19 protein-coding genes and 1 tRNA gene are annotated in these 19,037 nt (G+C 66.8%); 12 read left to right on the top strand and 8 right to left on the bottom strand.

Annotated elements, in window-relative coordinates:
- The first annotated feature begins 184 nt into the window (after positions 1-184).
- On the top strand, positions 185-1,309 hold the full coding sequence (locus tag Q0632_RS11285; protein ID WP_298929104.1) for a tyrosine-type recombinase/integrase: 1,125 nt from the start codon (positions 185-187) through the stop codon (positions 1,307-1,309).
- A 78-nt stretch (positions 1,310-1,387) separates the two neighbouring features.
- Here the strand turns inward: Q0632_RS11285 and Q0632_RS11280 are convergent.
- A tRNA-Pro gene (locus Q0632_RS11280) sits at positions 1,388-1,464 on the bottom strand.
- A gap of 102 nt (positions 1,465-1,566) precedes the next feature.
- On the opposite strand from Q0632_RS11280, the gene Q0632_RS11275 reads away from it, so the two are divergent.
- Positions 1,567-1,917 (top strand): hypothetical protein, encoded by a 351-nt coding sequence (locus Q0632_RS11275; protein WP_298929101.1) that lies wholly within the window; start codon positions 1,567-1,569, stop codon positions 1,915-1,917.
- Between the two features lie 36 nt (positions 1,918-1,953).
- Here the strand turns inward: Q0632_RS11275 and boxB are convergent, their stop codons facing one another.
- The 3 genes from boxB to Q0632_RS11260 are packed head-to-tail and all read right to left on the bottom strand — an operon-like array spanning position 1,954 to position 5,947.
- Positions 1,954-3,378 (bottom strand): benzoyl-CoA 2,3-epoxidase subunit BoxB, encoded by a 1,425-nt coding sequence (gene boxB / locus Q0632_RS11270; RefSeq protein WP_298929098.1) that lies wholly within the window; start codon positions 3,376-3,378, stop codon positions 1,954-1,956.
- On the bottom strand, positions 3,375-5,066 hold the full coding sequence (gene boxC, locus Q0632_RS11265; protein ID WP_298929092.1) for a 2,3-epoxybenzoyl-CoA dihydrolase: 1,692 nt from the start codon (positions 5,064-5,066) through the stop codon (positions 3,375-3,377). The genes boxB and boxC overlap by 4 nt, the downstream gene beginning before the upstream one ends.
- Positions 5,063-5,947 (bottom strand): helix-turn-helix transcriptional regulator, encoded by an 885-nt coding sequence (locus Q0632_RS11260; protein ID WP_298929087.1) that lies wholly within the window; start codon positions 5,945-5,947, stop codon positions 5,063-5,065. Before Q0632_RS11260 ends, boxC begins: the two co-directional genes overlap by 4 nt.
- Positions 5,948-6,065: 118 nt before the next feature.
- Here Q0632_RS11260 and Q0632_RS11255 point away from each other — a divergent pair, with 118 nt between their 5' ends.
- The 8 genes from Q0632_RS11255 (at position 6,066) to Q0632_RS11220 (ending at position 13,667) form a co-directional block, all read left to right on the top strand.
- Entirely contained in the window at positions 6,066-6,536 is a 471-nt protein-coding gene (locus Q0632_RS11255) for a flavodoxin domain-containing protein (protein ID WP_298929085.1), read from the top strand.
- A 60-nt stretch (positions 6,537-6,596) separates the two neighbouring features.
- Positions 6,597-8,180 carry a benzoate-CoA ligase family protein gene (locus tag Q0632_RS11250; RefSeq protein WP_298929082.1) on the top strand — a complete coding sequence of 528 codons (1,584 nt, stop codon included), beginning with the start codon at positions 6,597-6,599 and terminating at the stop codon, positions 8,178-8,180.
- 98 nt (positions 8,181-8,278) lie between these two features.
- Complete coding sequence (locus Q0632_RS11245) at positions 8,279-9,466, top strand: ABC transporter substrate-binding protein (RefSeq protein WP_298929080.1); 1,188 nt, start codon at positions 8,279-8,281, stop codon at positions 9,464-9,466.
- 135 nt (positions 9,467-9,601) lie between these two features.
- Positions 9,602-10,222: a LysE family translocator gene (locus Q0632_RS11240; protein ID WP_298929078.1), complete on the top strand. Its 621-nt coding sequence runs from the start codon at positions 9,602-9,604 to the stop codon at positions 10,220-10,222.
- A 15-nt stretch (positions 10,223-10,237) separates the two neighbouring features.
- Entirely contained in the window at positions 10,238-11,101 is an 864-nt protein-coding gene (locus Q0632_RS11235) for a branched-chain amino acid ABC transporter permease (RefSeq protein ID WP_298929075.1), read from the top strand.
- 88 nt (positions 11,102-11,189) lie between these two features.
- Positions 11,190-12,212, top strand: a complete 1,023-nt coding sequence (locus tag Q0632_RS11230; RefSeq protein ID WP_298929073.1) for a branched-chain amino acid ABC transporter permease — start codon at positions 11,190-11,192, stop codon at positions 12,210-12,212.
- Positions 12,205-12,957: an ABC transporter ATP-binding protein gene (locus tag Q0632_RS11225; RefSeq protein ID WP_298929070.1), complete on the top strand. Its 753-nt coding sequence runs from the start codon at positions 12,205-12,207 to the stop codon at positions 12,955-12,957. Before Q0632_RS11230 ends, Q0632_RS11225 begins: the two co-directional genes overlap by 8 nt.
- Positions 12,954-13,667 carry an ABC transporter ATP-binding protein gene (locus Q0632_RS11220; RefSeq protein WP_298929067.1) on the top strand — a complete coding sequence of 238 codons (714 nt, stop codon included), beginning with the start codon at positions 12,954-12,956 and terminating at the stop codon, positions 13,665-13,667. The genes Q0632_RS11225 and Q0632_RS11220 overlap by 4 nt, the downstream gene beginning before the upstream one ends.
- 7 nt (positions 13,668-13,674) lie before the next feature.
- Here the strand turns inward: Q0632_RS11220 and Q0632_RS11215 are convergent, their stop codons facing one another.
- Both Q0632_RS11215 and Q0632_RS11210 read right to left on the bottom strand, forming a co-directional pair.
- Positions 13,675-14,046, bottom strand: a complete 372-nt coding sequence (locus tag Q0632_RS11215; RefSeq protein WP_298929064.1) for a hypothetical protein — start codon at positions 14,044-14,046, stop codon at positions 13,675-13,677.
- Between the two features lie 10 nt (positions 14,047-14,056).
- Positions 14,057-14,977, bottom strand: a complete 921-nt coding sequence (locus Q0632_RS11210) for a LysR substrate-binding domain-containing protein (RefSeq protein ID WP_298929061.1) — start codon at positions 14,975-14,977, stop codon at positions 14,057-14,059.
- A 118-nt stretch (positions 14,978-15,095) separates the two neighbouring features.
- Here Q0632_RS11210 and Q0632_RS11205 point away from each other — a divergent pair, with 118 nt between their 5' ends.
- Positions 15,096-15,731 carry an FMN-dependent NADH-azoreductase gene (locus tag Q0632_RS11205; protein WP_298929058.1) on the top strand — a complete coding sequence of 212 codons (636 nt, stop codon included), beginning with the start codon at positions 15,096-15,098 and terminating at the stop codon, positions 15,729-15,731.
- A 69-nt stretch (positions 15,732-15,800) separates the two neighbouring features.
- Here Q0632_RS11205 and Q0632_RS11200 read toward each other — a convergent pair whose 3' ends face one another.
- Positions 15,801-16,355, bottom strand: coding sequence for an NADPH-dependent FMN reductase (locus Q0632_RS11200; protein WP_298929055.1), 555 nt, complete (start codon positions 16,353-16,355; stop codon positions 15,801-15,803).
- An 85-nt stretch (positions 16,356-16,440) separates the two neighbouring features.
- Between Q0632_RS11200 and Q0632_RS11195 the strand changes: the two genes are divergently transcribed.
- Positions 16,441-17,325 (top strand): DMT family transporter, encoded by an 885-nt coding sequence (locus Q0632_RS11195; RefSeq protein ID WP_298929053.1) that lies wholly within the window; start codon positions 16,441-16,443, stop codon positions 17,323-17,325.
- Here the strand turns inward: Q0632_RS11195 and Q0632_RS11190 are convergent.
- Complete coding sequence (locus Q0632_RS11190) at positions 17,312-18,925, bottom strand: rhodanese-like domain-containing protein (RefSeq protein WP_298929049.1); 1,614 nt, start codon at positions 18,923-18,925, stop codon at positions 17,312-17,314. The genes Q0632_RS11195 and Q0632_RS11190 overlap by 14 nt on opposite strands.
- Positions 18,926-19,037: the final 112 nt, after the last annotated feature.

The following is a 19,037-nucleotide window of genomic DNA, read 5'->3' as shown; positions in this document are numbered from 1 at the left end:
ATGCGCCGGGCTACGTGGGGGTGGACCGCAACAAGTTCGACGCCGAGTGGCGGCCGCAGCTGACCGAGATCCCGCTGGGCCCAAAAAGCCTGGCCTTCGACCGCCTGGACCTGGACCGGCTGGCGGACGCGTATAAAGAGGCCCATGGACGCCCGGGTCGCAAACCGAAGAAAGGAGAACAACCATGCGAACTCGGACAAGAGGGATCCAGCTCGCCGATGACGGCAGCCGGGTCGTCAACAAGCAGTACCTCGGAGAGCGAATCTTTGAACGGCTCGGGAAGGTCAGCCAGGACGCTGCGGAAGCGTGGCTCAGGAACCAACAGGCAGGAATCGACGCCGAACGGGCAAACAGCCTTCGACGTGGCGATGAACGCCTGTGGGCGGATGCTGCAAAAAAGTACCTGAGCGAGTGCGAGAAGCGCAAGGTGCGCACGCTGGGCATGATCAGCCGGCACGTCGTTGACCTGCTGCCCTTCATCGGCACCCTGCCGATGCGGGACGTCTGCAACGATGCGCTGGAGGGCTTCAAGCTCGACCGGCAGGACGATGGGGTGAAGAACTCGACCATCAACCGCTCGCTGGAGGTGGTGCGCACGACGGTGATCCGGGCCGCGCGGGTGTGGCGCGACGGCGGAAAGCCCTGGTTGGCGACGGCGCCGTTGATCGAGATGCTGGACGAGAAGGCGCGCAAACGGGAGCCTCACCCCATCAACAGGCAGGAACAGGCCCAGCTGCTCAAAAGGCTGCCAGGTCACCTGCAGGCGATGGTGGAGTTCGCCCTGAACACCGGCGCGCGCGATGAGAACGTGTGTGGCCTCCGCTGGGAATGGGAGGTCCAGGTGCCTGAGCTGAAGCGCAGCGTGTTCGTGATCCCGGCCGAGGTCTTCAAATCCGGCCGGCGCCACGTCCTGGTGCTCAATGACGTCGCCTGGGCCATCGTGCAGCGGCAGCGGGACCGGCATGGTGAATTCGTGTTCGTCTACCGCAAGGAGCGCGTGAAGAACCTCGACCTGGCACCGGTGATGCCCTATCGCCGCGTCGGTTCGATGAACAACACGGCGTTCCAGGAGGCGCGGACGGCGGTGGGGTTGCAGCAGGTGCGGGTGCACGACCTGCGGCACACGTTCGGCCAGCGCTTGCGCGACGCCGGGGTGCCGGAGGAAGACCGGAGCTTGCTGCTGGGGCACGCGGTCGAGGGGATGGCCCAGCACTACGCCACGGCCACCCTGGAGCGTTTGCTGAAGGCCGCCAACAGCGTGACGAAGGCGAAGGACCGGACGATGGTCCTGCGCGTGGTCAACGGGTAGAGAAGTGGAAAAAGTCGCGCAAATAGTCGCGCAAAAGAGAAAGGGTTAGCTGGCACTTACCGGCTAACCCTTGTGAAATGGTCGGAGCGAAAGGATTCGAACCTTCGACCCTCTGGTCCCAAACCAGATGCGCTACCAGGCTGCGCTACGCTCCGAAGTGACGCATTCTACGCTGTGAGCCCAGACCAGCCCGACCTTCGTTGTCAGAAGTCGGCGAGGCCTATACTTTTGCCATCACATCCACCCCGGAAAAGACCATGCGCCGACTTCTTTGCCTCAGCAGCCTCACCTGCGTCCTGATCGGCGGCTGCGCCTATCCTTACTACCCGTACTACGCGCCCACTGGCACGACCCTGCCGGCCGACTTCGACCGCTCCTGGGATGCCGCCCTGGGCGCGCTGAACGACACCGGCGTGCAGGTGACGCGGGCCGACCGCAGCCAGGGCCGCATCAGCGGCAGCAAGGCCGGCGCGGCGGTAACGGTGGACCTGCAGCAGCAGGCAGACAAGAGCCTGAAGGTGGCCTTCAACGCGCCGGACTCCAAGGAGGCCAACCCGACGCTGGCCGAGCGCTGGACCTCGGCCTACAACCGGCGCATGGGCCGCTAGAAAACGGCCACCCCGCCGGCCGGCGGGACGCGCGTCTTACAGCTTCACGTACTCGTATTCGACCGGGTTGGCATTGATGCCGCGGTCGGGCGGCGCGATCCAGGCCGCCATCTTGCCCGCCTCGGTGACGCGGTTCATCAAGCTCTTGACGAAGGCCGTGTCGGCCGGCGTCGGCAGCCACTGGTCCTTCTTCGCGTCGAACTCGGCCTGGGGGATGGGATTGCCCTCGGGGTTGGTCGGCACACCCGACCAGACGCCGACGGCCCGGCGAAAGCGCGTGGACGGCAGCTTGAGCTCGAAATCCACGCCGGCGCGCTTGATGGCCATGTTCCAGCGGGTCACGCCGATGTTGCAGTCCTTGACGTACTCCAGGCGGGTGATCTCGTTCATGCCGTTGCGGGTGGAGACGGTCTGGCTCTTGAAGCCGCCCTGGCCATCGGGCACCTGGATCTGCATCTCGGTGTCGGCTTCCACGTGGTCGGCGAACTTCGCTTCATCGGGCCGGCCCTTGATGCCGTTGCTGAAGTAGTTGGCGGCATTGGACGAGGACTCCGAGCCGAACAGGTCCAGCGAGCTGGTGAACCAGAAGTTCATGAACTTCTGGATGGTGGCCAGGTCGATCACGCCGGCATTGCGCAGCGTGGCGGCATCGTCGGTGTCCAGCTCCTTCATCACTTCCAGGGTACGCTTGATGACGCGGCCGACGCCGGTCTCGCCCACGAACATGTGGTGCGCCTCTTCGGTCAGCATGAAGCGCGTGGTGCGCGCCAGCGGGTCGAAGGCCGATTCGGCAAAGGACTTGAGCTGGAACTTGCCGTCGCGGTCGGTGAAGTAGGTGAACATGAAGAAAGACAGCCAGTTGTCCATGGGCTCGTTGAAGGTGCCCAGGATGCGCGGCTTGTCGGCGTCGCCGCTGTGGCGCATCAGCAGTTCCTCGGCCTCCTCGCGGCCGTCGCGGCCGAAGTGGGCGTGCAGCAGGTAGACCATGGCCCAGAGGTGGCGGCCCTCCTCCACGTTGACCTGGAACAGGTTGCGCAGGTCATACAGGGACGGCGCGGTGTGGCCCAGCAGGCGCTGCTGTTCCACCGAAGCCGGCTCGGTGTCGCCCTGCGTCACGATGAGGCGACGGAAGGTGGAACGGTATTCGCCGGGCACCTCCTGCCAGACGTCCTGGCCCATGTGGTCGCCAAAGCCGATCTTGCGGCCCTCTTCCTTGTCGGCCAGGAAGATGCCCCAGCGGTAGTCGGGCATGGGGGTGTAGCCGTAGCTGGCCCAGCCCTGGGCATCGACGCCGACGGCGGTGCGCAGGTAGACCTCCTTGGCCTTGAAGTCGCTGGGGCCCATCTCGTCCCACCAGTTGAGGAAGGCCGGTTGCCAGTGCTCCAGGGCGCGCTGCAGCTGGCGGTTCTCGCCCAGGTGCACGTTGTTGGGAATCAGGGCTTGCAGGTCGATCGTGCTCATACGCGCTTCCAATCAAATTTGGCTTTCTTGCCGGTGCCGAAGAGTTTCAGTGCGCCGTCCTCGCCCACGGCGTTCGGGCGGATGAAGATCCAGTTCTGCCAAGCCGAGAGGCGGCCGAAGATGCGCGTCTCCATGGTCTCCTTGCCGGGAAAGCGCAGCGAGGCTTCCAGGCCGGTCATGGCGTCGGGCGAGAGCGAGGCGCGCTCCTCCAGCATGATGCGGATCTCATCGTCCCAATCGATGTCGTCGGGCGTCAGCGTCACCAGGCCCAGGCCCAGGGCCTGGTCGGCGCGCAGCGCGCTGTCCTGCAGGCCTTGCAGTTGGGCGATGGTGGCGGCGTCTTCACAAAAGCGCGTCTGCAAGCGCGTCAGGCCATTGACCACCGGGTAGCGGCCGAAGTTGGCGGCGTTCAGTTGCAGCGCCGGTGCAGCGTCGGGCGCGTCAGGCAGGTCCAGCATGTAGATGCGGTCGCAGGCCAGGGCCAGTTCATAAAACGTCCCGGCAAAGCAGGAGCCGGCGTCGACCAGGGCGATCAGCGAGCGGCTGGTCACGTCCAGGCGGGCCAGCGTGCGGCGCAAAGCGCCTATGGTTTCCTTGACCAGCCAATGGTCCTTGTGGGCTTCAAGGACCGCATCGGCCTGCACCACGCGCTTGGCATCACCGCGGGTCTGGATGACCCAGGTGCCGGTTTCCAGCTCGTTGGTGCGCAGGTTCAGGATCAGGTCGTCCAGTTCGCGCGCCAGGGTCAAAGGCCACCAGTTGGCGCCGACGGCCTCGATGGCCTGCGGCGTGGATTCGACGGCCGCCGTGGGTGCGCTCACCGTGATGGTGGCGACGCGGGCCGCGCGGTCGACCTTGGCGTCCACCGTGCTGTAGTGGTAGCCGGCCTCGTCAATGGTCACGCTCAAAGGCGTCAACTCAATGCCTTTTTGGCCGGTAGACCGCGTGGATTGTGCCTTGAGCGCTTCGATTTCTGTAGCAAGAAGCTGTGCGAACTGCTGCGGCTTGGCCAGGCCGTCGATCAGCTTCCAGTCTTTCGCGCGGTCGGCGCGCACCCCTTCGCTGGTGGTGCAGAAGATGTCGGCCAGGTCGCGCCGCACCTTGCGCTTGTCGGTCACGCGGGTCAGGCCGCCGGTGCCGGGCAGCACGCCCAGCAGCGGCACCTCGGGCAGGCTGACGGTGGACGAGCGGTCATCGACCATGACGATGCGGTCACAGGCCAGGGCCAGTTCGTAGCCGCCGCCGGCGCAGGCGCCGGTCACGGCGGCGATGGACTTGAGGCCGTCGTTGCGCGAGGAGTCTTCCAGGCCGTTGCGCGTCTCGTTGGTGAACTTGCAGAAGTTGACCTTCCAGCCGTGGGTGCTCAGGCCCAGCATGTAGATGTTGGCGCCCGAGCACCAGATCTTCTCCTTGCCCGACTCGAACACCACGACCTTGACCGAGGGGTGTTCGAAGCGCACGCGGTTGATCGCGTCGTGCAGCTCGATGTCCACGCCCAGGTCGTAGCTGTTCAACTTGAGCTTGTAGCCCGGCTTGATGCCGCCGTCCTCGTTGATGTCCAGCTCCAGCCGGGCCACCTCGCCCTCCACGCTCAGCGTCCAGTGCTGGTACTTGCTTGGATGGGTGGCAAAGCGCACCAGTTCACGGCCGCCCTGCTGGAACAGCAGGGGCTCGGTCATTGCGTTCATGTGGTTTCCTTCGGGACGGCGCGGTCCAGGTCTTTGAGGGATTGCTTCACGCTGCGCGCGGCGGTGTCGACCACCGCGTCGGCGCGCGCATACAGGGCTTCGCGGCTGGCCAGAATGCGGCGCAGGTCGTCCAGCGCTTCGTTCGTGGCACCGCGTGTTGAATCAAAGGGCCGCATGTCGCCCTGGGCGACGACGCGGCTCATGTGCTCTTCCGGGCTGGCCTTGAGCCAGACGCAATAGAAGCGGCTTTGCAGCAGGTCGAAGGTCTCGCGCTCGCTGACGATGGAACCACCTGTGGTCATGACGACGCCGTCGGCGTGGTCCTCGGCGATGCGCAACAACGCGCGGCGCTCGTAGCGGCGGTAGCCGGCCTGGCCGTGCAGCAGCAGGATCTCGTTCATGCTGGTGCCGGCCTCGCGCTCGATCTCGCGGTCCAGCTCGATGAAGGGCACGCCGCGCTGCGCCGCCAGTTGCGCACCCAGGGTGGTCTTGCCGGCGCCGCGCAGGCCGATCAGGGCAATGCGCTGCTCCCGGCCCTGCGCGTCGCCCAGGCCGAAGCTCGAGGCCAACAGGGCATGGGCCTGCTCCAGCTGGTTGTCGTCCAGCCGGCCCAGCAGGCCCTGGGCCCGCGCCAGCGCCGGCCGTGGCGCGTCCTGTAGCAATTCCAGAATGGTGATGTTCAGGGCTCGGGCCGCGGCCTCCAGCGAATTGATGGAGACATTGCCCTTGCCGCTTTCCACATCGGCCAGGAAGCGCTCGGACAGGCCGGAGTCGGCCGCCAGGGCCTTGCGCGTCATGCCGCGTCGGGCCCGCCAGGCCCGCACCCGCGCACCCAGTTCGGCCAGGGTGGCGCTGCTGTCTTGGTCGGTCATCAGTTGCATGGGGTCTTGGTGTGTTCGCCAGGGCTTGCGCGGCAAAGCGATTGCAGTATACTTCCTGTCAACGAACCGTCAAGCAGTTTAATGCAGCTTCACGGGTTCAGCTCAATCGGAGAACAGCATGAAGCTCAAGATCCTCGTCGGCACCATGACCAGCACGGCCGACTACGTGGCGCAGGCGATCCAGATGGATTGCGCCGATCTGGTGGAAGACATCGAGGTGCAACTCATGGACGGGCTGGACATCAGCGCCTTCGATGAAGATGCGCTATATCTCATCTGCACCTCCACCTACGGCTCCGGCGATGTGCCGGACAACGCCCGCAGCTTGTACGAGTCGCTGGACGCCACGCCGAAATTCCTGGGCCATGTGCGCTACGGCGTGATCGCCCTGGGCGACCGCACCTACCAGCAGACCTTTGCCTTCGGCGGCAAGAAGTTCGACGAGCGCCTGCAAGGCCTGGGCGCGCAGCGCGTGGGTGAGGTCTGGATCCATGACGCCAGCGCCGGCACCATGCCCGAGACCGAGGGCACGGCCTGGTGCCGCGAGTGGCTGCAGCTCGCTTTGGCGCCGGCGCAGACAGCGGCCTGAACCGGCGGGCAAAGCCCGCAACCCTCAGGCCCCAAGAAGAAGAAGACAGGAGACAAGAACATGCAGCTGAGCCAGGCCGACCACCGCAGCAGCCCACCGCTGGTGGCGATCCCACGCGACTACAACGCCGCCCATGACCTGCTGGCGCGCAACGCCGGCCGCGCCGGCAAGACGGCCTTCATCGACGCCGCTTCCGGCGCCACGCTGACTTACGGCGAGTTGGAAGACCAGGCGCACCGCTTTGCCAACGCCCTGCGCGCCCAGGGCTTTGCGCCCGAGAGCCGGGTCATGCTGGCCATGCTGGACACAACGGAATGGCCCGTGGCCTTTCTGGGCTGCATCCTGGCCGGCGTGGTGCCGGTGGCGGCCAACACCTTGCTCACGGCCAAAGACTTCGACTTCATGCTGCGCGACTCGCGGGCCCAGGGTCTGATCGTCTCGCAGGCCCTGTGGCCGGCCTTCGAGGACATTGTGGGCAGCGTTGCGAGCCTGCGCACCGTGATCCTGGCCGGAACCGACGAACTCCAGGGAAAACTGGCGCTAGCTCCCATGGTCAAAGGCGCAGACGCTAGCAAAACCGTAGCAGCCACCGGCAGCGACGACGCCTGCTTCTGGCTCTATTCCAGCGGATCCACGGGCACGCCCAAGGGCACGGTGCACCTGCACAGCCACCTGGTGCAGACGGCCGAACTCTATGGCCGCGCCGTGCTGGGCATCCGCGAGGACGACGTCGTCTTTTCGGCCGCCAAGCTGTTCTTCGCCTATGGCCTGGGCAACACCCTGACCTTCCCCATGAGCGTGGGCGCGACCGCCGTGCTGCTGCCCGGGCGGCCGACGCCCGAGCAGGTCTTCGCCATCCTGCGCAAGCACCAGCCCACCATCTTCTACGGCGTGCCCACCCTCTATGCCGCCTTGTTGGCCGATGCCGGCAGGCCCAAGAAAAGCGAACTGAAGCTGCGCGTGTGCACCAGCGCGGGCGAGGCCCTGCCGGCCCAGATCGGCCGCAAGTGGAGCGCCGAGTACGGCTGCGACATCCTGGACGGCATAGGCTCGACCGAGATGCTGCACATCTTTTTGTCCAACCGCCCCGGCCAGGTGCGCTACGGCACGACCGGCCAGGCCGTGCCCGGCTACCAGCTGCGCATCGTGGCCGACGACGGCCACGAATGCGGCGACGGCGAGATCGGCGAGCTGCAGATCAACGGCCCCAGCGCCGCCCTCTTCTACTGGAACAACCGGGCCAAGACCAAGGCCACCTTTGCCGGCGAGTGGACGCGCTCGGGCGACAAGTACACGCGTGACGCTGACGGCTACTACACCTATGGCGGGCGCAGCGACGACATGCTCAAGGTCGGTGGAATTTATGTGTCGCCCTTCGAGGTCGAGGCTTCGCTGATGACACATGCCAGCGTGCTGGAGGCCGCCGTCATCGGCGTGGCCGACACCGACGAACTGGTCAAGCCCAAGGCCTACGTGGTGCTCAAGGCCGGCCAGGTGGCCAGCGCGGCCGACCTGCAGCAGCACGTCAAGGGCCAGCTCGCGCCCTACAAGTACCCGCGCTGGATCGAGTTCGTGCCGGAGCTGCCCAAGACTGCGACCGGGAAAATCCAGCGCTTCAAGCTGCGTGGCGCGGCCGGGCTTTGAGGGTTATTCATGTGGCGCGAAATTCGCACATCGGCTACAAATGCTTTAAGCCTCAACTAATTTTTGCCATCCAACCAACGACCCGAGGAAACCACAACATGACCACCCGCCGCCTCGTCCTGTCCCGTAGTGCCGCCATCGTCGGCGCTGCCTCCACCGGCCTGCTGCTGCCCGAAATCGTGCGTGCCCAGTCTGCCAAGGTGCGTGTCGGCTTCATGCTGCCCTACACCGGCACCTTCGCCCAGCTGGGCGTGGCGATCGAGAACGGCGTGCGCATGGCCATCGCCGAACAAGGCGGCAAGCTCGGTGGCCGCGACATCGAGTGGTTCAAGGTGGACGACGAGTCCGAGCCGTCCAAGGGCGTGGAAAACGCCAGCAAGCTGGTGCAGCGCGACAAGGTCGACGTGCTGATCGGCACCGTGCACTCGGGCGTCCAGATGGGCATCCAGAAGGTGGCGCGCGATTCCGGCGTGCTCAACCTGATTCCCAATGCCGGCGTGCATGCCGCCACCCGCGCCTTGTGCGCGCCCAACGTGTTCCGCACCTCGTTCAGCAACAGCCAGCCGACGCTGGCCCTGGGCGAGGCCATGGTCAAGCGCGGCCACAAGAAGGCCGTCTGGATCACCTGGAAGTACGCGGCCGGCGACGAAGCCTTCGAAGGCTTCAAAGAGAGCTACACCAAGGCCGGCGGCACCATCGTCAAGGAACTGGGCCTGCCCTTCCCCAACGTGGAGTTCCAGGCCCTGCTCACCGAGATCGCCTCGCTCAAACCCGACGCCGTGGCCTGCTTCTTCGCCGGTGGCGGCGCCGCCAAGTTCATCCGCGACTACGCCGCCGCGGGCCTCAAGGGCAAGATCCCGCTGTACGGCTCGGGCTTCCTGACCGAGGGCGTGCTCGACGCCGCCGGCCCCGCCGCCGACGGCATCATCACCACCATGCACTACAGCGACTCGCTGGACACGCCGCGCAACAAGCAGTTCCGCACGGCCTATGCCACGCAGTTCAAGATGCAGCCCGACGTGTACTCGGTGCAGGGCTACGACACCGGCCTGCTGCTGGCCCAGGGCGCGGCCGCCGTCAAGGGCGACCTGAGCAACAAGGCCGCCCTGTACAAGGCCATGGAGGGCGCCGTCATCGACAGCCCGCGCGGCAAGTGGAGCATGAGCAAGTCGCACAACCCGGTGCAGGACATCTACCTGCGCGAGGTCAAGAACCGCGAGAACGTGGTGATCGGCACCGCCGCCAAGGCCCTGGCCGACTCCGGCGCCGGTTGCAAGATGGGCTGAAGCTTCAGCAAGGTTTGTCATCCTGGGCTCGACCCGGGATCCACATTGGCGCGCCACGATGGATGCCGGATCAGGTCCGGCATGACAGACTGTTCTTGCCCGGCATGACAATTGTCTTTTGCGTAGTCCACGCCCATGACGCTCTCCACCTACCTCCTCTACGTCGCCGCCGTCGCCCTGCTGATCGTCACGCCGGGGCCGACCATGCTGATGTGCATGACCAACGCCATCCACCACGGCCCGCGCCGCGCCATGACCTCGGTGGCCGGCGCCGTCAGCGCGGTCCTGTGCGTGATGCTGCTGTCGGCCATGGGCCTGGGCGCGCTGCTCGCCACCTCGGAAACGGCCTTCACCACCGCCAAGGTCCTGGGCGCGGCCTACCTGGTCTGGCTGGGCATCAAGACATTCCGCAGCAGCGCGGTGCTGCAGGTCCAGGCCGACAACGCGCCGCGCGCCCGCTCGTTCTGGCTGCAAGGCTTCCTGGTCGGCGCCAGCAATCCCAAGGCCGTGCTCTTCTTCGCCGCCTTCTTCCCGCAGTTCCTCAACCCCGCCGCGCCCATGGCGCCGCAGTTCGCCATCCTGGCCCTGACCTTCATGGCCTTCGAGTTCAGCGTGCTCACCTGCTGCGCGCTGGGCGTGGCGCGCCTGGTGCCCCTGCTCAAGTCGGCCGGTCCGGTCAAGTGGATCAACCGCATCTGCGGCGGCCTGTTCACGCTGATGGGCGGTTTGCTGCTTTTGACGCGCCGCTCCGCCTGAAATGATGTCGCGCTGATGGACCTCGCGAATTTCCTGATCCAGCTGCTCAATAGCGTGCAGTACGGCCTGCTGCTGTTCATGCTGGCCGCCGGCCTGACCCTGATCTTCGGCATCATGGGCGTGGTCAACCTGGCCCACGGCAGCTTCTACATGCTGGGCGCCTACCTGGCCTGGTGGCTCTCGGCCATGACGGGCAGCCTGACGCTGGCCATCGTGCTGGGCGCGGCTTTGTCGGTGCTGTTCGGCCTGGCGCTGGAGTGGCTGCTGTTTCGCCACTTCTACCAGCGCGATCACCTGGACCAGGTGCTGCTGACCTTCGGCCTGATCTACATCTTCGAGGAGCTGCGCTCCATCCTCTGGGGCGACGACGTGCACGGCGTCACCATCCCGCAGCTGCTGTCCGACTCCATCCCCCTGACCGACAACCTGTCCTACCCGGTCTACCGGCTGTTCATGTCGGGCGTGTGCATCGCGCTGGCGCTGGGCCTGTACCTGCTGATTTCCAGGACCCGGCTGGGCATGAAGATCCGCGCCGGCGCCTTCAACCGCGACATGGCCGAGTCGCTGGGCGTGAACATCAAGCTGATCCACGCCATCGTCTTTGCCCTGGGTGTGGCCCTGGCCGCGGTGGCCGGCATGATCGCCTCGCCGGTGGCCAGCGTCTATCCCAACATGGGCTCGCAGGTGCTGATCATGTGCTTCGTGGTGGTGGTCATCGGCGGCATCGGCTCGGTACGCGGCGCCCTGATCGCCGCCCTGCTGGTCGGCCTGGTCGACACCTTCGGCAAGGTGCTGCTGCCCCAGGTGGCGGGCATGCTGGTCTACATGCTGATGGCCGCAGTCCTTCTCTGGAAGCCGGAAGGCCTGTTCAAGCAATGATGAATGTGACCCCCACGCTTTTCACTGCGTGTAATGCGCTGCCCCCCGAGGGGGCCTTCGTCGCCTTGGGGCGGCCCAGCGGCGACTCATGACAGCAAAAGCCAATCTCGAAGTCCTGCCGCGCGGCCTGCAGATCGTGCTGGCGCTGGGCCTGGTGGCGCTGGCCGCCTTCCCCTTCGTCGGCACCGACTTTTATGCGCAGATGGTGGCGCGCATGATGATCCTGGCGATCTTCGCCATGAGCCTGGACCTGCTGCTGGGCGTCACCGGCCTGGTCTCTTTGGGCCATGCAGCCTTCTTCGGCCTGGGCGGCTATGCGCTGGCCCTGGTCTCGTCCGACAGCGCGGCGGTCAGCCTGTGGTGGTCGCTGCCGATGGCGGTGCTGGCCTCGGCCCTGGCCGCGCTGGTCATCGGCTTCTTCGTGGTCCGCACGCATGGCATCTACTTCATCATGGTGACCATGGCCTTCGCGCAGATGCTGTTCTACCTGGTGTTCGACAACAAGGACCTGGCCGTCGGTTCGTTGTTCACGCTGCGGCTGGGCGGCTCGGACGGCGTCTACGTCAACCTCAAGCCCGACGCAGGGTTCTTTGACCTCGAAAACAAGCGCGTCTTCTACTACTTCACCCTCGCCTGCCTGGTGGCCGTCTATGCCTTCCTGCGCCGCCTGCTGTGGAGCCCCTTCGGCCGCGCCCTGGCCGGCATCCGCGTCAACGAGCACCGCATGCGCGCCATGGGCTACGGCAGCTTCAACTACAAGCTGGCAGCCTTCACCCTGGCCGGGGCGCTGGCCGGGCTGGCGGGCTACCTGTGGGGCGCGCAGACCGGCTTCGTCAATCCGGAGCTGATGGGGTTCCACATGAGCGCGCACGCCATCATGATGGTCATCCTGGGTGGCCTGGGCAACTTCGCCGGCGCCATCGTCGGGGCCTTTGCCTTCGAATACCTGCTGCATGTGTTCAAGGACCTGCCGGCTATCGGCAGCTTCAACACCGGCAAGCACTGGCAGCTGTGGATGGGCCTGTTCATCGTGCTGCTGGTGGTGTTCGCGCCGCGCGGCATCCTGGGCCTGGCCGAGCGCTTCATGCGCAAGAAGGCCAGCAATGAGTGAAGTCCTGCTCACGGCGAACAATCTCGTCAAGCGCTTCGGCGGCCTGGCGGCCGTCAATGGCGTGTCGCTCGAACTCTGGCGCGGCACCATCCATGCGGTGATCGGCCCCAACGGCGCTGGCAAGAGCACGCTGACCAACCTGCTCTCGGGCGATGCCGTGCCCACCTCGGGCAGCGTGACTCTGGGCGGCAGCGAGGTGACGGGCTGCAAGCCCGAAGCCATCTCGCGCCAGGGCCTGGGCCGCAGCTACCAGAAGACCAACATCTTCCTGCCCTTCACGGTCTGGGAGAACGTGCGCCTGGCCGCCCAGTCGCGCCAGCCGCAGGCAGCCCGCTGGCTCTCGCTTGCTAGCAAATCAATAGCTACCAACGACTGCACGACGCGGGCTATCGAGCTATCCGGCCTGCAAAACCGGATGCACGCGGTGGCCGGCACCATCAGCCACGGTGAGCAGCGCCAGCTGGAGATCGCGATGACGCTGGCCACCGGCCCGCAGGTCATCCTGCTGGACGAGCCGCTGGCCGGCATGGGCACGGCTGAGGCCGAGCGCATGGTGGCCCTGCTGCAGCGGCTCAAGGCCGAACACGCCATCTTGCTGGTGGAGCACGACATGGACGCTGTCTTCGCCCTGGCCGACCGGTTGACGGTGATGGTCAACGGCCAGGTCATCGCCAGCGGCACGCCGGCCGAGATTCGCGCAGACGCCAACGTGCAGGCCGCGTATCTGGGCGAGGAACACGCATGAGCGAGCTCCTCATCGATGCCAAAGGCCTGCAGACCTACTACGGCGCCAGCCACATCCTGCGCGGCGTGGACTTCCAGGTCGCCCGGGGCGAGACGATCGGCCTGATGGGCCGCAACGGCATGGGCAAGAGCACCCTGCTGAAAAGCCTGATGGGCCTGGTCAAGCCGCGCGGCGGCACGGTGCACATCACCGGCAAGGACATGACGGGCCGCGCGCCCTACGAAATCGCGCAGCTGGGCATCGCCTATGTGCCCGAGGGCCGCGGCATCTTCGGCAACCTCAGCGTGGTGGAGAACCTGAAGATGGCAGCGCGCGCCGGCACCCGGGGCCAGCGCGACTGGACCTATGAGCGCGTGCTGCAGACCTTCCCCCGCCTGCAGGAGCGCCTGGGCCACGGCGGCCAGCAGCTCTCGGGCGGCGAGCAGCAGATGCTGACCATCGGCCGGGCCCTGATGACCAACCCCGACGTGCTGATCCTGGACGAGGCCACCGAAGGCCTGGCGCCGCTGATCGCCAGGGAGATCTGGCGCATCTGCGGCCTGATCCGTGAATCAGGCATTTCCAGCGTCATCGTCGACAAGAACTGGAAGCACGTCACCCAGGTCACCGACCGCAACCTCATCCTGGTCAAGGGCGAGGTGGTGTTCAGCGGCAGCTCGGAGCAATTGCGCGCACAGCCGCAGCTGCTGGAGCAGCACCTGGGGGTTTAAGGGGCGCTCAAGCCGGGCAGCTGCCGCCGGCCGCACGGGTGAAGCTCTCGCCCTGCAGCATGGCCAGCGAGTCGCGCGTCTCGACGATGCGCAGCTTGTTGCCCTCCAGCTGCAGCGCCATCCCTACGTCGCCCTTGGACGTCGGCACGGTGGCCACATCGCCCTGCAACGTGGCCTCGTAGTCCTTGGCGCGGCCCAGCGCCCGCAGCTGGATCTTGAGCTTGTCGCCGCTGGGCTCGATCTGCAAGGCGGCGCGGCCCAGCGGGATCTGGCCGCACCACAGGCCCAGCATGGCAGCGGGCGGCTCAGCAGCGAGCGCCGGCGTGCCGCATCCCAAGGCCAGCAGGACCACGGCTGTGCTTGTTAAAAATGCTTTCATGCCTGTGCGATCACTCCGGGCAATTTTGGTTCAGGCCCTCGGCCGTGACGTTCTCGCCCAGGAAGTCCAGGAAGCGGCGCACGGCTGGCACCATGCCGCGCCGTGAAGGGAACACGGCATGCATGATGCCGCTGCGCAGCGGCCACTCGGGCAACACCAGCTCCAGCAGGCCCAGCCGCAGTTCGCGCGCGCACATGTAGTCGGGCAGCGCGCCTATGCCCGTGCCCTGCAGCACGGCGTATTTCAGGGTCAGCATGTCGTTGGCCGTGTAGCAGGGCTTGTGCTGGAAGGCATGCTCTCGCCCGCCCGGGCCGACCAGGGTCCAGCTGACGCGGCCATCGGCTGCCGACATGGCGACGGTGGCCAGCTTCTGCAGGTCCTCCGGGGTCTTGGGCCGGCCCTGGCGCTCCAGCTGGACCGGGGCGCCCACCATCAGCAAGCCGGTGCTGCCCAGGTTCTTGACCACCAGGCTGCCGCTGTCGTCCAGCGTGGGCCGCACGCGCAGCGCCACGTCGATGCCCTCGGCCACCAGATCGACCACGCGGTTGGTCACCTCCATGTCGATGCGCACCTGCGGATGGCGCGCCAGGAACAGCGGAATCAGCGGCCCCACGGTGGACTGCGCCAGCGTCACCGGGCAGCTCACGCGGATGGTGCCGCGCGGCTCGTCGTGCACCAGGGCCACGGCCTCGGCCGCGGCATCGGCCTCCTCGCGCATGGCCACGCAATGGCGATGAAAGACCTCGCCGGCTTCGGTCAGCGAGAGCTTGCGGGTGGTGCGCTGGAGCAGGCGCACGCCCAGGCGCTCCTCCAGCTCAGCCACGCGGCGCGAGAGCTTGGATTTGGGCAGGTTCAAGGCCCGCCCAGCTGCCGCAAAACCGCCGTGGTCCACCACCTCGGCGAAATACGCCATGTCATTGAGATCCTGCACAGCAGCGCTCCATCGTCCTATTGATAGAACAATCTAACCCGTTATTGCCGGCTTATCAAAGCATTCGCCCATCTCCACAATTGATCCACGGTCAAAAACCGATCCACAGGAGAACCTCATGAAACTGTTGCACGTTGATTCCAGCCCCCTGAACACCAACTCGGTGTCGCGCCAACTCACGGCACGCATCGTGGCGCAGTGGCAGGCCACCCACCCCGGCACCGTGGTCGAGACCCTGGACCTGGACAAAAATGCGCCCTCGCACCTGAACATGGATTCGCTGGGCTTCAAGCTGGGCACCAAGGCCGAGACCGACGTGGCGCGCCGTGAGAATGAGATCTCCGAACGCCTGGTGACGCAGTTCCTGGCCGCCGATGTCATCGTCGTGGGCGCGCCCATGTACAACTTCACGATCCCGACCCAGCTCAAGGCCTGGATCGACCGTCTGGCCCAGGCTGGCCGCACCTTCACCTACACCGACAAGGGCCCGCAAGGCCTGGCCGTCGGCAAGACCCTGATCGTGGCCTCGACCCGCGGCGGCAAGTACGACGTGGGCTCGGCGATGGAACACCAGGAGAGCTACCTGAAGGCCGTGTTCGGCTTCATGGGCGTGACCGACGTGCGCATCGTGCGCGCCGAGGGCGTGGCCATGGGCGACGCCGCCAAGACCCAGGCCCTGGCCGAAGCCGAGCTGCAGATCAAGGCCATCCACCAAGCGCCGGCCAACCAGCCGGACGTGGCCCTGGTGGCCTGAAGCCGGCCTGGCTTCCCGCGCAGGCGGGAAGCCGGTGCGCCTCCAAAAAACCCGCCTCGGCGGGTTTTTTTATCCCTGGTGGCTTTTCACGAAGGCCAGGTACTTGTCCACCCAGCCCTGCAGGAACTTGCGGCTGTCCTCGTTGCCGATGTGGCCCTTGTCGTCGAACAGGCCCTGCTTGTTCTGCAGGTAGACCTCAGGCTGGTTCAGGGTGGGCATGTCCAGGTAGGCCAGGATGTTGCGCAGATGCTGCTGGGCCATGGCCGTGCCGGCGGCGCCGACGGAGATGCCGATCACCCCGGCCGGCTTGCCGGCCCAGGCGCTCTGGCCATAGGGGCGCGAGGCGTGGTCGATGGCGTTCTTGAGCACGCCGGGGATGGAGCGGTTGTATTCGGCCGTGAGGAACAGCACACCGTCGGCCCTTGAAATCTCGTTCTTCAGGCGCTTGACCGGTTCGGGCGGATGGCCGTCGTTGTCCTGGTTGTACAGCGGCAGGTCGTCGATCTGCACATGCTCGAAGCTGACGTCCTGGGGCGCCAGAGCGGCCAGGGCCAGGGCGAGCTGGCGGTTCAAGGATTCCTTGCGGAGGCTGCCGACAACGACAGCGATACGGGTCTGGCTCATGTGTGGTCCTTCAAAGCGACAATAGGCTGCCCCATTATGGGAGGCCGGACGCAAGCTGTGGCCCCTCCAAAGGGCTAGCTCCTTCATGTCCAGTCGCGCCATCCTTCTCCACATCGCCGGCCTCTGGCTGCTTTCCACCCTCGACGCCTCCGGCAAGCTGCTGGTGCTGGCCGGCGTGCCCGTGCTCGTCGTGACCTGGTTCCGCTATGTGGTCCACACCGTGCTGATGTCGGCGATCCTGCTGCCCACGCGCGGCAAGGCCCTGCTGCGCACCCGGTCGCTGCCGCGCCAGCTGCTGCGCGGCGTGCTGATGATCGCCACCTCGGTGCTGTTCTTCACCCTGCTGGGCCGGGCGCCGCTGGCCGAGGCCACGGCGATGAACTTCATGGCGCCGCTGTTCGTGATGGCCCTGGCGCCCTGGCTGCTGGGTGAATCGCACCGGCGGCACCGATGGATCGGCGTGGCCGTGGGTTTTGCCGGCATGCTGGTGGTGGTGCGGCCTGGCGGCCAGCTCGATGGCCCCGGCGTGGCCCTTGGCCTGGCCTGCGCCCTGTGCTTTGCGCTGTTCCAGCTGGCCACGCGCCGTGTGGCGCATGACGATGCGCTGACCACCAACTACTACGGCGGCCTGTCCGGCAGCGTGGCGCTGACCCTGGGCCTGCCCTTCTACTGGCAGTTGCCGCCGCTGGAAGTCTGGCAATGGGTGCTGCTGGTGTCGACTGGCCTGACCGGCTTCTTCGGCCACTGGATGCAGGCCGCGGCCTACAAGCGCGCGCCCGCGACCCTGCTGGCGCCCTTCAGCTATCTGCAAATCCTCTCGGCCACGGCTCTTGGCTGGGCCGTCTTCGGCCAGTTGCCCGACCGCGTGACGGCCCTGGGCATTGCGCTCATCTGCGCGGCGGGATTGGGCGTGGCGCTGGTGGAAGGCTGGCTGGCGCGGCGGCAGAGCCGGGGCGTCAAAGCACCTTGAAATTGTGGGTGCCGTCGCGCCCCAGCTGCGCGACCAGGCCGAACTCCCACTCAAGATAGGCCTGCATGGCTTCGCGCGGCGCGTCCGTGCCTTCGTAGGGCCGGCGGTAGCGGTCGCTGCGTGGCACGGCCAGCCGGCTCTCGCCGGACTCGCGCGCCACGCCGGCAGTGAAAGCCGCAGCGTTGCCGCCCTCGAGCGCCCACACAGGTGTGGTCTGCAGGCCGCGCGCATCGAGCAGCACGCGCAGGTCGGCAGCGGCCCAGCGCGCGAGCTCGCCGCCGGGACAGGTGAGAACGTAGCCGCTGGCCGGCGGCAGCGTTTGCAAAGCCTGCTCCAGCTGCGCGCGGATGGCGTACCACGCGCCCTGGATGTGGCGCTTGAGGTAGGCCAGGCCAGCGCCGACGTCGAGCACCACGACGTTGTCCCCCTGGGCCAGCAACTGCGCCGGGCTGAGCAGGGGCACGGCAGGCGCTGGCGGTTTCGCAGCAGCGGGCACGCCCTGCTCAGTGAAAGCCGCAGCCGGCGCGTCCTGCACCACCACGACATCCCACCCCATCTGCGCCAACCAGGAAGCCGTCATCGCAGCGCGTACGCCGTCACCGTCCGCCAGCACGATGCGGGCGCCGCGCACCGGCACCTGGTGGTCGGTCTCCTGCACCAACTGGCCGCCCGGCGCGTTGGCGAAACCCGGCAGGTGGCCGGCGGCGTACTCCTCGGGGCTGCGCACGTCGAAGCGGTAGACCGTGCGGCCAGGCTCTTCCAGCGCGCCGATCGCATCGAGTGGCAGCCAGCGCACGCCGGATGCTTGCGCGACGCGGCGCGCATCCGCCCTCGCCTGCGCCAACTGCTCAGGCGGGATGTCCGCTGGCGCGCGACGCGCCGCCCCCTGCTCCAGCGTCTGGCCGGCCAGGGTCCAACCTATGGTGCCGTTGCGCAGGGCCGCCACGGGATTGGGCAGGCCGGCGTTGACCAGCGACTGCGTGCCGATGATGCTGCGCGTGCGGCCGGCGCAATTGACGATGATGCGGGTGGTCGGATCAGGTGCCAGAGCGCGGGCCCGCAGCACCAGCTCGGCGCCGGGCACGCTGGTCGAGCCCGGAATGTTCATGGTCTGGTATTCGTCGAAGCGCCGCGCGTCCAGGATGACGGCATCGGCGCCGGCATCGATCAGGGCCAGCACCTCCTGCGCCGGCAGCGAGGGCGTGTGGCGCTCGTGCTCCACCAGCTCGCCAAAGGATTTGCTCGGCACGTTGACGTCACGGAAGACCTCACCGCCGCTGGCAAGCCAGCCGGCCAGACCACCATCGAGCAGATGCACCTGGGTGTAGCCCAGTGCGACCAGGCGTGCGGCGGCCAGCGGCGCCAGGTCCTGGCCGGCATGCTCGCCGTACAGCACGAGCAGCGTGTCGCGCCGCGGGATGCGCCGCCAGGCATCGAGCTCCAGCCGCGTCAGCGGCAGGTTGGCGGCCCACAGCGGATGCTGCTGGGCGAAGGGGTCTTCCTCACGCAGGTCCAGCAAGGCCGTTTCCTCGCGCGCCAGTAGGCGGGCACGGACGGCGGCGGGTGAGATCAAGGGGAACATGGGAGTGACGTTGGCCATGGTCCGCGATTGTGCAGGCTGGGCAACGCTCGCTCCCCGGCGCCGCGCTGGACCGACGTCAACCTGCTCTGCAATGGCGCTGTTACTCCGGAGAAGACACAGAGCGTTGATC

The organism is uncultured Ramlibacter sp. (assembly GCF_936925435.1).
In the GTDB taxonomy this organism is placed as follows: domain Bacteria; phylum Pseudomonadota; class Gammaproteobacteria; order Burkholderiales; family Burkholderiaceae_C; genus Ramlibacter.
The sequence above is the reverse complement of the archived record's forward strand: the minus strand, read 5'-3'. Positions and strand labels throughout refer to the sequence as shown.